This is a genomic window from Ruegeria sp. C8 (assembly GCF_056537565.1).
On record NZ_JBQFRV010000016.1, the window covers coordinates 83,918 to 99,688 of the forward strand.

The window sequence follows — 15,771 nt, forward strand, 5'->3', positions numbered from 1 at the left end:
TCAATACAACAATCCCAAACGCTCCCGCGCCCGACCCGCGCCATCGGCTTCGCCGATACCCCGTTCGGACTTGGGCCGGGCGCCACGCAAAGCGTTGCGCCCGGCCCAACCAGAGGAGATGTCTCGTCAGAGACATTGACGATGGGCGGGAGCGTTCCCCTGCCCCAAAGCAGCCAGAACTACGACCCGAGTTTCGCGTGGATTTCATCCAAGTCGATCTCACCCACCGGCATCTTGTTTGCGGGGTTTTCGAAATCGTATTTGAACAGCTCGAAATCCTGTTTGTAGATCTCATAGACCAGATGCATCGAAAGATCGTCGAAATAGTCCTCAACCGGGTGAGCGCGCTTGGGTCCGTGGCCTTCGGATTCGTTAAACCTCGGGATCTCGGACAAGGTTACGGTATGCGAGGTCTCGATGTGGTTCAGAACGTCCTGCATCCCGTCGTTGAACTTCTCAGTCCAGAAAATGTTGTCGTAGCGCCCGCCGTTGACCACAAAGGTCGACACATGCCCCGACATGGCCGACCAGTGGATATCCGGGTCCATCGGCCTGCGCCATCGGATCGTATCCCGCGCAAACAGAAGGAAGCGGCGGAAACTGGCGACCTGGTCGAACTCACCCTTTCCATCGTCGCCGCCAACCTCGATCCCGTAGTTATAAACCAGCGTCGGCACCAGCTTGCCTCGGTACCGCTTGCCGTTGCGCTGAATGCCACAGATCTTGTCGAAGAATGAGCTGAGGATCCGCGTATAGGGATTGCGCACGCAGGTGAACGCATAAGACCCATGATTGCGCACATTGGCCGAGATCATGCCTTGGCTGTGGTCAAAGGCCCATTTGTGCATCCCGTCCTTGGCATCATGAATGTCGCCATCAAAGAACTGGCCGTGGTCGGAATAGTACATGATCTGGCCAATGGTCGAGCAGGCACATTTCGGCACAACACGGTAAACCATGCTTTCACTCTCGGTCATCCAGGTGCCGGGGAACCCCATCTGCTATGCCTCCTCAAAATCTCGGAACTTGTTACGCGTAAGTCGTTTTACAAGCAAAGAACCAAAACTATTCGGTTTATTCAATCGCTCATCCTCAGTATCACGAGTGCAAACGGGCAGAAACGGAAATAGCGGACCCACATGGCGAAGATTGCCTACATATTGCTGTGTCACAAGAACCCCGACGCGATCATCGCGCAGGCTGAGCAATTGACCGCCGTTGGCGATTGTATGGCAATCCATTTCGATGCGCGGGCCAAGGCGTCGGACTATGACCGCATTCGCACGGCCCTGAAGGACAACCCGAACGTCACCTTCGCCGCCAAACGCATTAAATGCGGCTGGGGTGAGTGGTCTTTGGTGCAGGCCACTCTGCACGCCTTGCAAGCAGCTGAAAGCGCCTTTCCCCGTGCGACGCATTTCTACATGTTGTCGGGCGATTGCATGGCTATCAAGACCGCGGAATACGCCCATAACTTTCTGGACGAACACGACACGGATTTCATCGAAAGCCACGACTTTTTTGCCAGCAACTGGATCAAGACCGGCATGAAAGAAGACCGGCTGATTTACCGCCACTACTTCAACGAACGCACGCAGCCCAAGCGGTTCTATACCTCTTACGAGTTGCAGAAGCGCTTCAACGTCAAACGCGACATCCCCGACGATATCCAGGTGATGATCGGCAGCCAGTGGTGGTGCCTGCGCCGCCGCACGGTCGAGATGATTTTGGATTTTCTGAAACAGCGGCGCGATGTGATCCGGTTCTTCTCCTCTACCTGGATCCCGGACGAGACCTTCTTTCAGACGCTGGTCCGTCACCTGATCCCGAAGAGCGAAATCGAAAACCGCACGCTAACCTTCCTGATGTTCTCGGATTACGGCATGCCGGTGACCTTCTACAATGATCACTTCGACATGTTGCTGGGGCAGAATTACCTGTTTGCCCGTAAGATCAGCCCCGAAGCGCATGAGTTGAAAGAGCGTCTCGGGACGCTCTACGCGAGCACCGGTGTTGATTTCCCGATCTCGGATGAGGGACGCAACCTCTATGCCTTCCTTGCCGGGCGTGGACGCGTAGGCCGCCGGTTCGGCCAGCGGTTCTGGGAGGCCGGGAATACGCTGGGCCCGGAAAGAGAGCTGTTTCTGATCGTCTGCAAGAAGTGGCACGTGGCAAAGCGGTTGGTGGATCAGATCGCTTCGGTCACCGACATCCCTTGCCTCGAATATCTGTTCAACGAGCAGGACACTCCGCTGCCGGATCTGGGCGGGATCGAGACGACTCTGACCAAACGTTCACGCCACAGACGGGCCGTTGTGCGAATGCTGTTTGATCATTTCGGATCGAACCAACTGGCGTTGTGCCTTGATCCGGCCAATCTGGACGCCATTCAGGATTTCTGCGGCGATGCCGCCAAGACCCATGTGCTGGAGATCGAGTGTCAGTATTCCGACGACTACCTGATCGGCCATGCGCGCCGTGTTGGCTTGGCGGGTGAAAACAGCCCGACCGAGACCGTCGCGCGCCTGTTGCCAACCCTGCGCAATGATCTGGCACACGAGTCCGAAGAAATCCGCAAGGCCGGGATTGATGGCTATCTGCGCCTGCGCGAGACATCGGATCGGGCCGACAATGAGGCCGCAATCTCCAAGTTCCTCGGTGTGAAAAACGAGACAGCCCAATCCATCATGCAGCTGGACTATCTGTTTTCAGATTGATGGCCCGGCGGCGCGATCACGCCGCCGGACGAGCGTTCAGATGTCGAACTTTACACCCTGCGCCAGCGGCAGCTCTGCCGAATAGTTCACCGTGTTGGTCTGACGGCGCATATAGGCTTTCCAAGCGTCCGAGCCGCTTTCGCGACCGCCGCCGGTTTCCTTTTCACCACCGAAAGCGCCACCGATCTCGGCGCCGGACGGGCCGATATTGACGTTGGCGATACCGCAATCCGATCCGGCTGCGGTCAGGAATTGCTCGGCCTCGCGCATGTTCAAGGTGAAGACGCACGAAGAAAGGCCCTGCGGCACACCGTTCTGAACCTCGATGGCATCGTCGAAATCGTCATAGCCCATGACATAGAGGATCGGCGCGAAGGTTTCCGTTTTCACCATTGCTGTCTGGCCGGGCATTTCAACGATGGCAGGCTCCATATAGACACCGCCCGGAACGCCGTCGGTGACGCGCTTTCCACCAAAGACCACGCCGCCTTCGGCTTCAGCCGCCTTCAGCGCCGCTGTCATCGCCGCGCCTGAGGCCTCATCGACAAGCGGGCCGATCAACGTGCCCTCGGCCATCGGATCGCCAATGGGCAATCCGGCATAAGCTTTCTTCAGACGCGCGACCAACTCATCCTTGATCGAGTTATGGACGATCAGGCGGCGCAGTGTCGTGCAGCGCTGACCCGCCGTCCCGACCGCCGAGAAGACAATCGCCCGCACCGCCATTTCCAGATCGGCCGACGGGCCGACAATCATCGCATTGTTCCCGCCAAGCTCCAAAATGCACTTGCCGAACCGCGCCGCCACAATCGGCGCAACCGCGCGGCCCATACGCGTCGAGCCGGTGGCCGAAATCACTGGCACGTCTTCGCTGGCTACCAGAGCTTCACCCAGAGCAGCGCCGCCAATCAGCGTTTGCAGCAGATTGTCGGGCGCATCCCCGAACCGGGCCAGCGCGCGTTCAAAGATCTTCTGGCAGGCCATCGCGGTCAGAGGCGTCTTCTCAGACGGTTTCCAGATCACCGGATCGCCGCAGACAAGCGCCAGCGCCGCATTCCACGACCAGACCGCAACCGGGAAATTGAAGGCCGAGATCACGCCAACCGGACCTGCCGGGTGCCAAGTCTCCATCATCCGGTGGCCGGGACGTTCCGAGGCGATGGTCAGACCGTAAAGCTGCCGCGACAGGCCGACGGCGAAATCGCAGATATCAATCATCTCCTGCACTTCGCCCAAGCCTTCCGAGGTGATCTTGCCCGCCTCCCAACTGACCAAGGCGCCCAGGTCGTCCTTGGCGGCGCGCAATTCCTCACCCAGCAGACGGATCAGTTCCCCTCGCCGCGGGGCGGGCACGGTGCGCCACGCTTTGAAGGCGGTTTTGGCATTGGTCAGGATCGCCTCCATTTCAGAGGCCGGTGTTTCGTGCACGTCGGCCAGAGTGCGCCCGTCGATCGGAGACCGTACCGCCAACGTACCGCCTGTCAGCTCTGCTGCGGTCAGATCGAGGTTTGCCAGAGTGGTTTCTGCAGTCATCACAACGTCTTTCATCTTTTACGCCGCCTTGTTCTGTGGGGTTACGTCGCCCGCCCGATAGAGCCGGCCAAATTCGGTGTTCAGGAAATCGGACAGCTTCACCTGCTCTTGCCGGACAAAACCGCTCGAGGGCAGAACGCCCGTACGCATCAGATCAACCACGCCGAGTACGCCCGCTGCAGTGGTGACCTGAATGGCGCTCCAGACTTGTCCGTTGATCTCACGTGCGAAGCTTTTGTTGATCAGGGATTTTTCGCGCAGGGCGCCGTCGATCTTGCCCTTGGCAGTGCAATAGACAAGCACAACATCCTGATCAGTGCGCGGAAGGGCGGCCTCAAAAATCTCTTTCAGAAGATCGCGGCGTTGACCCAGTCCCAAATCGTTCAACAACAGTTTCAGGATGTCACAATGACCCGGATAGCGGATCGAGCGGTAGGACACCGCTCGTGCCTCGCCCTCGAGGGTTTCGGGAAGGGTTCCAAGTCCGCCTGAGGTGTTGAAGCACTCATACTCAACCCCGTCATGGCCCAGAACCTCATAGTCCTCTAACGGAGCGGTCTTCACCCGTTCGCCGTTCACGATGGCATCGCACGGGTTGCAGTATTCGTTGATCAGTCCATCGGTCGACCAAGTCAGGTTGTATTTCAACGCGTTGGTCGGAAAGAGAGGCAAGGCCCCGACCCGCATATGCAGGCTGTCGATTTCATCAAATTCGGCCGCCAGCGATGCCCCCGCGATCCCGACGAAACCAGGTGCCAACCCGCATTGGGGCATGAATGCAGTCTTGCTGTTCTCCGCCAAAGCGCGCACGGCATTGGTAGCAGCGACGTCTTCGGTCAGGTCAAAATAGTGCGCGCCGGCCTGCTGGGCAGCTTGCGCGATATTCGGTGTCAAAAAGAACGGAGCCGCCGAGATCACTGCGTCAAATGTCTTCAGCCCTTGCGCCAAACCTTCAATATCCGAGGCATCAATCTGCTTGGTCGCCACGCCCAATTTGGCAATATCGCCCAAGGCCTTAAGGTCATGATCCGCAACCGAGACGCTGTAGTTTGGAGACCCTTTCAACAGAGTGGCGATCATCTGCCCGATCTTGCCAGCCCCTACGATGCAAATATTCCAACCCATAACGCGCCTCCTCCTTCTGGTTTTCAGTCCAGAGTGGCGGAGAATATCGTCATTTCGCAGGTGTTAAATTGACGATATAACGGATGATTTCGTCATTTTTACGGGCTATTTTCCCTTTTTGACGAAACAGGTTTTGGACATAGGTCGCGAAGCTGTCATCAAAAGCAGAGACGCGTTCATTATCCTAAGGCAGAGCCTAGCGTCAAAATCCGGCCGTGCGCTCAATCAACCAATACATCGACACGGAACCAATGCCATAGGCAGCAACGATCGTGGCCTTTTGGCCCAGTGGCAACGCAACCTGCCGCCATACTGCAACCACAAGGGCCAAAGCCCCAATGAAACACAGCTGCCCAGCTTCAACGCCAAGGTTGAACGCCAGCAGAGCCGCGGGAATGTCGTTCGCAGGCAGACCGATATCTGCCAGAGCGCCAGCAAAGCCCAGCCCGTGCAAAAGCCCGAAGCCGAAGCAGACGATCCATGGTTTCTCCTTTGACAGCCGGAACCTGCCCTCGCCATCCTTTGCAATCTCCATCGCCAGAAAAACGATCGAGAGCGCTATGACAGCTTCGACAGGTGGTCCAGGAACGTTCAGAACGCCAAAGGTAGCAAGCGCCAAAGTGATCGAATGCGCCAGGGTAAACGCGGTGACGGCCCCGACCAGCCGCCAGCGATCACGGACCAGAATGAACAAGGCAAGGACGAACAGAAGATGGTCCCAGCCTTCCAGGATATGCTCGAACCCCAAGACGGAATACGCGGCCAGAACGGACCATGTTGACTGTGCCACCGGTATGGTCTGGACGGCAGCATCCGGCGTGAAACGAAGGGTCAACGGTTCTGACTGCAACGGATGCAGGCGCACCAGAACATCGTTGTTTTGGGTCTCCAAGCCCTCAATCGCGATGGGCTGACCGGCAATGTCCGCGCTGCATTCTGCGATCCACGACGAGACCCAGGCCCTGTTCCCGGCCACCGGGTCTGGCCCTCGTGCCGGGGTGCAGACCTCGGGCAACACGGCATCAATCGCCATTGGCCGGCCATTCACATCCGGTTTGCGCCAATGAACGCTCCAACTATCAGACGCGATTTGGCGTATTTCCAGGTAACCGGGATCAAGGGCATGCGCGTTTGCCCTGTCTGCCGTGAATGAAAACAGCAGCAAGATCAGAAAACAGAGTGCCGCCTTCATTCAGACAGCTCCGCAACATTCGGAGCGATGATTTCATAGCCTTGGGCCAGTGTTTCATATTGCGCCTGCGCCAGATCCTCGCCTGTCGCACGCAGCCAGTCCCGCAAAACGACCTCGTGAATCTCTTCCAATGGCGGGTTCTGGCTGGGTTCAATCTCAAGGACCTTGACCAGATGAACACCGTAGCCCGACAGAACCGGACCGGCCCATTCCCCTTTTGCGAGGGGTGTCAAACCATCCGAGAACCCATTTCCGTAAACCGAGTCGACAACCCGTGTGGCTGACAAGGGCATCGAGGCGGGCAAAAGGGTCGATCTGCTGAGATCAGCCGGTTCTTGCTGCGCACGCAACGCCTCCAGGGCCTGTTCGACTTCGCCGTCAGCGGGGTTTTCGCCCAGAAAGACTTGAGTGAAAGCAATCTTTTGAGGGGTCGCGTATTGATCCAGATTTTGCTGACGAAACGCCTCTAGCACGTCGTCTTCCGGAACAACTGATGCGGCAATGGCTTCGGTCAGAAAGCCCATCTTTTGGCTTAGTCTGGATCGGATGACTGTGTCACCACGATCAAGACCAAGCTTCTTCGCCTCACGCACCAGAACCTCTTCCCGGATTGAGGCGTCGACCAACGCTTGCAGCTCGGCCCTGTTCGGTGGGCGTTTCCAGCGGGCTTCAAACTGTTCAGACAGCAGCGTGACGTCCTGCTCGGTGATTTCTATCCTCTCACTGTCTACGGCTGCTTCGGATTCCGGAGATATGATGTGGAACCAGATGAATATGGCCGCCCCGATCAGGAAGAAATGGAACAGCGGTTCTTTTAGCAAACGCATGAAGGCTCCTGCTGGAAATGCAATCAGGTTCTGACCGTCAATGTTGGAAACGGTTTGCACATAAATCTACGCCCTGCCTGCTGTGAGGCGCAAGGAAACCGCCGGAGTGATATTCCAGACTCCGGCGGTCGGCTGAGTTTTCAAGACAGCTCACTCGGAAGGCGTATACCAAATCGGTGAGGAATAGGCGCGCTCCTGATGTGTCAGGACCGCGTCCTCAGGCAATTCGGCCCCGAAGCGCAGTTTGTCATACAGGATCCAGCGCGGGGTAGGGATTTCGATGGCCCGGACATAGTAGAAGGCACGCTCATTCGGGTCGAAATCAGGATCGGACCAAACGGTGACCAGTTCCGCCGTGCCGATTGTGTTGGTCCAGCTGGCAGTATCAACGTCAACCGTATTTCCAACCGCTGGGATCTTGCCGTTGCCGTCCGCGACGCGGTCGTCCGACCACGCTACATCATAGACTTTTTCCTGCATGGCGCCGTCGGCATCCAGCCACCCTTTGACCACCTGCACGCGATCAAGATTGGCACCAACCGGGTCACGCAGCGCTGCGATCAGGAAGGACGGAGCCCCATCCCCTTCGCGTGGACGCAGGTCAGACCCCATTGGGACACCCTTGGTATAACCAACATCCGCAAGAAAGCGGGTTTCCACATCTGCGTCACTGAAATCCCACCCGCCAAAGAACCTCAGACCAATCCGGGGGCCGGTTGTGGCATATGTCTCGCGCCGCTTGAACGCGTCAAAAATCGCGGCACGCGTGTTTTCGGTCGCCCAGACGGCCGTATATCCGGACGCCACAAGCAGATCGCCGGGGATTTCGCCAAGGTCATTGGCAATGAACGGATGTTTGATCCTTGAGGCCGAAGGTTCGACACTTACGGACTTGCCGAAGAAGTTGTCCTCCTCCGCGGTGGCCAAAGAGGTATGACTGTCTGTGGCCCCTCCCATTCCGAACTTGTAGGGGTTTACGCCGAACTTCTCTTCCAGCATCAAACCGCGTTTAAGCGCTTCGCGGGCATATTCTCCGGCCAGCATGTCATCGGTTTTCAACTCGGTGATATCAAGATTGCCTACGTCCCAGTTTTCGTAGTCTGCAAACTCGTCATCGGAGCTGAGGAAGGGGTGCGCTTCGCCGTCACCCTTGATTTGCGTGACCTCATAGTGTGGCTCCCATTTCGCACGGGCTGCGACGTAGTCCTCGTCGACCTTGCCGCCGTGATAGGTATCTTCTGTCGGGAACATCCAACCATTCGACAGGTTGCCGTTATGGGCAAAGGCCACAGCCCGGCCACCGGTTTTTTCCTGATACTCCTCCAACCACGCATAGAGCGACTTGGGATCCGTATCACCATAGGGCGGTTGCGTGACCGGGGGAACCATCTGAAGCGCCCGGATTGGGCCATCCCGCAGCATGACGTTCCGGTGGAGGTTGAACCCCTTCGGGACCGAGGTCCACTCAAACCCGATGAAGGCCGTGAACTCGCCGGGGTCATTGTGCCGCTCGGCGGCGAGAACAATATGTTCCCACGTAAACGCAAACGCGTCCGCGCCCGGGCTGTAGGATTCCAGAAGCACCTCGGGTAAAGTCATCTGCGAAAAATTGGTGATGATATCAAAGGCCGTTTTTCCAGCTTCTTCTCCTCCGGCCTTGTAGCCTTCGTACCATTCCAAGCCTTTGGGATCAGACAGAACGCCCGGCTTGCCGGCCTGAAGGTCTGGGGCAAATCCCATCAGGTCAGTATGGTCCGTCAGGACCATCCAATCCAACGGTCGTGACAGCCGGACAGGTTGACCCGTGGAAGAGATAACTTGCTCTCCCTTGGCAAAGCGCCAGGCTTCATCGGGCAGCAAAGTGTTGCCAAACGCACCGGCATCCAGTGATAGGCCCGTGTGAAGATGCGTATCCCCCCAAAGTGGACGTTCAGGGAAACTTCGGTTGGCGTAAGGTGAATACGGTTGGTCCTGGAACAAGCCTTCTGCGGCCTCTTCGCTTGGAACCGCGTCAGACAGTACGCTTGTTGGTGCCAACACAAGCGAAACCAAACAGAAGGATAGCCGAAACATATTCACCTCCCTTTACAAAAATGAAGTCAGGTACCTTCGGGCACCCATGCGAAAAACATATTAGAATTTACCTATATCATAGGTCTCTGCTTTCTTTGAAATTTTTTTGAAAGCGTGCGTCAGTCGTAATTTGAACGTCCATCGCCGCCAATTCGATCTGCTTTATGGCGCGCTTTGCTTCGGCCCTTCACCAAGCGGTTCAAGCGTTCCTTGTTGTTCGAAACCCAAGCAACACAAACACCGTTCGAACGCAGCTTAGTCAGTCGCCACACCAGTCCCCAAAGCCAGGTTGAGGGCAAACTGAGTGGCCGGGTCCGTATCAGCCCGGGCAAGCAAAGCCTCAAACTGCTGGTGTAACTGAGAACTCCTCCATTGCCGCGTTGCAATTGCAATCTGCAGGGCCAGGTCCGAGTCCGTTTCTAAAGCTTCCGAGAAAATCTGGATGATTTGAGGCTTGAATCTTGCCTGCGATTCACCGGCCTCAGCCAAAGCGCGAATAAGCGACTGTCTGTCGACCGACGTCTTTTGCCCGTCTTGCAGCGCCAATCCGATTGCGTTGATAGCGGCTTCCTCTTCCGCTTCTATACCGGCAAGTGCCCACTCATAAGAATGTAAGTCGCCCGAAGCCAGCACATCAGCGAAACGCGCCTTCACAATCGAGCGCGCCTGTGAATCTGTTTGCAGACCCAACAGGCGAATTGCGACGGATCTGTAGGGGAAGCGGTTCAAATCGTTGAAGTCCCTCAGAATCTGCCTTGTCGTAGACGTGTCACCGATTGGGCGCACAAGCTTGTAGGGTGCCCGCCCGATTTCTATCAGGGCCGCGTTATGAAGCGCGGTGTCCGGGTGCCACAGATATTCGGCAAAAAACTGAACACGGTCCTGAGTGTCCGTTTCGCCGTAGGTCCACAATGCACCGGTCGAGCGTAAGTCCTCAAAAAATTCAGCTCTGTTTGGGTCGACCAGAAAAATACGCCGCCACGCCTTCGAGAAGCTTCGATCAGTGCTTTCTTGATAATCCGGCCCGTAGGTCAACAAAACAGATCTTGTAGGATCCAAGCGAAAGGCGCGCCGTGTCACGCTATCAATGAGGAAGGGAATGTCCGGCACGTCGTCGAGGTTTTCCCATTGTCCTTTCAGAACCTCCTGCACACCGTATTTGAATGGATTTTCGGTCGAAGGACCAGCCAACACTATGAAGTCAGCCGACAGGATGTGATCTGCAAGCGATGCCTCGGGCCGCTCGATACAAACCCCACACGCGTGTCCGGCTCGCGGTTCAACAAGCCCGAAGATAGTCGCTAATATGATCAGAACTATTCTCAAGCTGCAGAAAAAACCCCTTAAACCAAGTGCAAAGCCCTGCACCATAGGATCAGAGTAGCAGCTAAGGATTTTTTATCCAGCCGGAGATTAGTCTGTGGATTTTCAGCTTTTGTCTTTTCAAGCATTAGCTTGTGAGAACTAGCCTCTTTCGGGAGTCTGCTTTCTGCCTCTGCGCCTTAAGTTGGCAACGACAAGGAACGCAACAGCGGAAGTCTGGATTGTCCCGAACAGCACCCGTTCGAGCGAACAACAACAAAGGTTCAATTTCAGACCCTCTATGCGGCTCTGCGGCGGGAGCATGATCACATTCCGAATATTTCATGTTTTGGACTGCATGCGTTGGCGTTCATCAAGTTGGTCGAAACAAGACTTTGGTGGTTTGTATTTTAGTAGCGGGGTGGTGCAACCACCGTTGCCGAACGCGACTGAAATGTCAGGTTTAAGAGCGCATGCAGACATCCTGATTATAACTCGCAGACCCCCGTTACGCGGACAAAGCAATCATCCGCATTGTTTGGTCGTTCATCAGGTATTCCAACGTCGACGCCTCGGACATATTAACCTTTTGCAGACGTAATTATTGCTGACGCAAAAAGCCGCTTTGCCCGCAGCGAGGGGTCTGAGGCGGTCCAGCTTATTCGCCGTCGCAGCACTTCGCCCTGACGAGTTTAGGTGATAGTCAAACTCAGTTTTCGCTACCGACGGGACTGATAATTGGAGAACGCAACAAAGCAAAAACTTGCCAAAGATGCGCCAAGATCAGCGATGCATTGAATTTCAGACATGCCGCTTTGGGTGGTCTTGGTGTTCATAACCCACCACTTTGAAGGCCCGCGGATCGATGCCATGTCGCTTTCCGAGTTCCGTCAGTCTCTAGTGTGTCGCATCCAATTTCGGAGGCTTGTCACCACAAGCTCCGCCTGCGCAAAACACAAGATCACCAGGCTTCGAAATCATTACAGGCTGGTCGGCAACTGGTTCAACGTTAAAAAATATGTCGATGCACGAGTTGGGAGACTTCTTATAAAGAATATTTGTTCTCGGTTGCCGAATGCCCGATACGTAATAAGAAACCAGCTCAATACCAACACCACTGGCTTTGAGGTTGAATGGGTAAATCTTTCCCGAATTCGGAGGAAACTCAACATCAGTTTGCGCGATAAGTGCTTCATCACCGACGTTAAACACCCACCGTCTATCAACAATAATTGGGTAGCTGTTTTCCGGTGCGTTCGCAACAACGCACAACAACACCTTAATTGAGCTGACATCGAACTGACCCCTTCCGAAATTGCTTCCATCTGGCAATGGTCCAACATTGAAGTGAAGGTCCATCTCACTTCGGATCAGACGCGGTCGATCCGAAGCAAGAACGCCTCCGTTCGCAACGCAATCGGCGCCACCCTGCACAAACGCAATGACTTGCTCTGCCGCTACGGCATGCATGCCACCATCCTGGTATGCATCGACCAATGCACCCAAATCACTCCCAATCAGTTCATTGTCTTTGGCGTCCACTAAGATCTGAGCAAAATCATCGCTACGGTAATCCAATTTACCGTCCACCACGTCCTGCGCGAGGGCGGCAATATCCAGCGGTTGACGTTCCCTGTCCACTTCAATGGTAAACGAGCTGAGGCTTTGTTCTTTGTCCAATCCTTCAATTATGGCAAATACGTTACGCGAGACCATCGTTTCGCCCGAACTTTCCTGTGATGAGACCGCCGTGGCAAAAGTGCCAAACACGAATGCGGAAACACCCAGAAATTTCGAAATTTGACTAATCGGCATCTTTCTCACTCCTAATTAAATCATAGAAAATCAACTGTCAGAGAACTCTATATATGTATCACAAACGACATGATTCTCATATGGAATCGGGCACGAGAAGTATTTCTGGAAACTTCTATTGCTTAATACTCGAGATGCTAATGCCCATCTTTCTCTTGCTGACTTTGATCCAACGAACCCGCTATAATGGAACGACGTTGCCGGTTTTTTATTTTAGTTTCAACTTGATCTATCAAAGTACACTGGTACCGGATCGATTGCGCGAGCGGGTCTGAGCGGATGGCTTCAAGTGTGCTAAATCCAGATTCGAAATCATCTGCCACACAAAAGGCATCGGCTAGCAGCGTTCGCGCGTAAAGTGTCATTTGAGTCGATCCAGTAGCAAGATAGTTGTCTATTCCAACTTTTATTTGGTCAGCCCCAACGACTGGATATCCAGAACGTGCTTTCGCCCAGCCATTCAAGATCTCGCACCACGCTCGCCAGTATTGAAATTCGCGTTCTTCACTAATTTTCATTCCAATTTCGCTGAGATGGCGGGTTGCCTCGACATTACCAGCAAATTGATGCGCCGCAGCCATCACCCCCAAGGCATAGCATTTGGAGAACTCGTGCGGTTCTTTTTCGACTAACGCCATCGTTTTTGCTAGGGTCAAACATTCACCTGTTTGAACGGCTATAGCCCAAACACGCATCGCCGTATCTACAGACCGAATATCAGCAGCATAGTATTCTAGTATACTATCTGAGACGATGTTGTGTCTTAATTCTAATGCAACATCAAAAAACCCTAGCGCCTTGTCAAAATCACCCAACATGAAATGGGACATTCCTGTGCTATGAGCCCAGATTGCCTTGAGGGTCAAATCGTCCGTTAGTTCTGCTATGCGCTCCATATCCTTACACAGCTTTAAAGCGCTGGTTGTATCACCAAGCATCAACAACGAGCCGTATTGGACCACTAGTGCCAGAAACCTGTCGCGCAAACTGGCGTCCGTTTCGTTGAGCAATTGATTTAGCCGGTCACGATTGCTGCGAACCTCTTTGGAGCCAAATGCGTGAGTGTTCAATGCAACGTTAAGAAGTCGGCGTAGAGCAAGCTCCTGTGAATCTCGATCGATAACGTCGTCAATCTTCGCATTTTCTGAAATCGCTTCATTCAAATTGCATATAACTTCAGCAGTCGCAGATTGTTGCGCAGCGCGTTCGGCCGCTTCTTTCCATGTATTGCGTGCCAAATCTGGTGTTCCAGACAGCGAGTAATGTCGAGCTAATTGTTCAGGTGTTTTGCTCGCAATTTCCGGGTACTGTTGTGCAATCACGTCGGCAATAGTTCTATGCAAAGCACGTGCACGGCTAGGCAATAGAAGTTCGTACGCAGCATCCTGAATCAGAGCATGTCGGAAGATGTAATAAATGCCTTCACCTTCTCCATGTCGAACAAGTACCTTTGCATTTATCAGTTGATCAAGACGCGCCTTGACCACTTGTTCCGAAAGGCTGGAAACTGCAGCAAGCATTTCTGGAATAATCGTCCGACCTATTGCAGCACAAACAGAAACAAAGTCTCGGGGAACAACTAAGTTATCGATCAGCGCGGTCAAAAGATCCTTGAGAGTTGATGGCAAAGAGAGAGCTTCGTTCTGAGATTGGTCTGAGTTCGTTGTCGTCAACCTGTGCTCAACCATGCGCACCATTTCTTCCAAAAAAAGAGGTACACCGCCCGTCTTGGCAATGATTCGAGCTTGGAGTTCCGAAGAAATGCTGAATGACCCCGCCAAACTTCCTAGCATTTGCCTGGATTGGCCATCCCCAAGCCGAGCCAACGTGATTGAAGTGACATTTGCATGGCCAGCCCAAGGAGGTTCGTAATCCGGGCGGTAAGTGCATAGTATCAGGACCGGGGCGCTTTTGAGATGCTCAATCAAAAAGCCAATAAGCTCCTCAGAAGACGGATCAACCCAATGCAAATCTTCAAACAACAACACAAGTGGTTTTTTATCTGCTAGCCTTTGTATGGCCGCCACGAAGACTTCCAAAAACTGTTCTTTCAATTGTTCCGGCGGTGTAGAGGGTTGTTCTGGCAGTGTTGGTAGCGAGATCGAGAGGGAATGCGCAAAGACCGTAAGCGCCGCTTTTTGATCATCGGTCCACTTGGACAGCAGGTGTTGCAGCTTAACAAGGCTTTGAGCCTCTGTGTCTTTTCTCGCAATTCCTGCGGCTTGGGCGATCGCCTGAGTCACGGGAAAAAAGACGCTTCCAGAGTGATTTGGTAGACACTGAAAGTTCAGTCTTAGCCTGTCATTTGTTGAAACCGTTTCATTGAATGCCTCAACAATCCTTGACTTCCCGATTCCCGCTTCGCCGCAAATCGAGACCACTTTGGTGCCATCCACACGCACATCGTTCCAACACTTTTTGAGTTGAAGGAGCTCAGATCCGCGGCCGACCATCGGCGCGAGACTGCCACGCTGCCTAGCCACAAAGCGTAATTCTGCCGCGTTTACACCATGCACCCGCCAAATACCGATTGGTTCGGAGAAGCCTTTGAATTCATAGAACCCAAGTGGTTTGCAATCGAAATTTCGACCAAGCAGATCTTTGGTCTCGCTGCTTACGGCAACTGTACCTGGTTCAGCTACAGCCTGGATACGCGCGGCTAGGTTTGGGACATCACTTAATGCAAGTCCATGTCCACCACGAGCCTCAACTACGACATTGCCGGTTGCGATACCGATTCGCGCCTGCATCGGTTCTCGGCCTTGAAACGCTGGTTCAGCCAATTTTCGACAGATTTCAATTCCCGCAAGTACAGCTCTCTCCGCGTCGTCCTCTTCTGCCTTGGGATACCCAAAGTAGGCGACGACACCGTCGCCTTGAAACTGAGCCAAATGACCATAATGAGCATCTATCGCTTGTGAACAAAGTGATTGGTAGTCATTTAGAAGATCTCTATATGACTCGATATCAAGTTCCTCAGAAAGTTGAGTAGAACCAACAAGATCAGAAAACATCAACGTAAGATGGCGAAGTTCGGGAGCCTTGGTTGCCATTGTTTCCGGGTGCGTCATCTGCGAGATAGCGGCTAGCATTCGCCTACGCGGCCCAATCGGAAGTCCGATCTCAATCAGATCGTTCTTCGTTAGAATAGGAAGATCCGATACGCGAACATCTTGCTTTTTGAAAG

At 54.1% G+C, this 15,771-nt stretch carries 10 protein-coding genes; 1 reads left to right on the plus strand and 9 read right to left on the minus strand.

The window, feature by feature from the left end; genetic code table 11:
- Window positions 1–179 precede the first annotated feature (179 nt).
- Complete coding sequence (locus ACR0KL_RS18630; RefSeq protein WP_170679669.1) at window positions 180–998, minus strand: sulfotransferase family protein; 819 nt, start codon at window positions 996–998, stop codon at window positions 180–182.
- 141 nt (window positions 999–1,139) lie between these two features.
- Between ACR0KL_RS18630 and ACR0KL_RS18635 the strand changes: the two genes are divergently transcribed.
- Complete coding sequence (locus tag ACR0KL_RS18635; RefSeq protein ID WP_480777377.1) at window positions 1,140–2,717, plus strand: DUF5928 domain-containing protein; 1,578 nt, start codon at window positions 1,140–1,142, stop codon at window positions 2,715–2,717.
- A gap of 36 nt (window positions 2,718–2,753) precedes the next feature.
- On the opposite strand, the gene amaB is transcribed toward ACR0KL_RS18635, so the two are convergent.
- The 8 genes from amaB to ACR0KL_RS18675 all read right to left on the minus strand — a co-directional run bounded on the left by amaB (window position 2,754) and on the right by ACR0KL_RS18675 (window position 15,676).
- Window positions 2,754–4,250 carry an L-piperidine-6-carboxylate dehydrogenase gene (amaB, locus tag ACR0KL_RS18640; protein ID WP_170679692.1) on the minus strand — a complete coding sequence of 499 codons (1,497 nt, stop codon included), beginning with the start codon at window positions 4,248–4,250 and terminating at the stop codon, window positions 2,754–2,756.
- An 18-nt stretch (window positions 4,251–4,268) separates the two neighbouring features.
- On the minus strand, window positions 4,269–5,375 hold the full coding sequence (locus ACR0KL_RS18645) for a saccharopine dehydrogenase NADP-binding domain-containing protein (protein WP_170679673.1): 1,107 nt from the start codon (window positions 5,373–5,375) through the stop codon (window positions 4,269–4,271).
- Window positions 5,376–5,577: 202 nt separating this feature from the next.
- Complete coding sequence (locus ACR0KL_RS18650; protein WP_170679676.1) at window positions 5,578–6,567, minus strand: HupE/UreJ family protein; 990 nt, start codon at window positions 6,565–6,567, stop codon at window positions 5,578–5,580.
- Entirely contained in the window at window positions 6,564–7,394 is an 831-nt protein-coding gene (locus ACR0KL_RS18655) for a peptidyl-prolyl cis-trans isomerase (protein ID WP_170679678.1), read from the minus strand. Before ACR0KL_RS18655 ends, ACR0KL_RS18650 begins: the two co-directional genes overlap by 4 nt.
- 150 nt (window positions 7,395–7,544) lie before the next feature.
- Window positions 7,545–9,467: a DUF3604 domain-containing protein gene (locus ACR0KL_RS18660; protein WP_170679680.1), complete on the minus strand. Its 1,923-nt coding sequence runs from the start codon at window positions 9,465–9,467 to the stop codon at window positions 7,545–7,547.
- A 255-nt stretch (window positions 9,468–9,722) separates the two neighbouring features.
- Window positions 9,723–10,835, minus strand: coding sequence for a hypothetical protein (locus ACR0KL_RS18665; protein ID WP_480777378.1), 1,113 nt, complete (start codon window positions 10,833–10,835; stop codon window positions 9,723–9,725).
- Window positions 10,836–11,666: 831 nt separating this feature from the next.
- Window positions 11,667–12,584, minus strand: coding sequence for a hypothetical protein (locus tag ACR0KL_RS18670; protein ID WP_480777379.1), 918 nt, complete (start codon window positions 12,582–12,584; stop codon window positions 11,667–11,669).
- Between the two features lie 137 nt (window positions 12,585–12,721).
- The gene (locus ACR0KL_RS18675; protein ID WP_480777380.1) at window positions 12,722–15,676 is read right to left on the minus strand and encodes an AAA family ATPase; all 2,955 of its coding nucleotides are present in this window, start codon (window positions 15,674–15,676) and stop codon (window positions 12,722–12,724) included.
- Window positions 15,677–15,771: the final 95 nt, after the last annotated feature.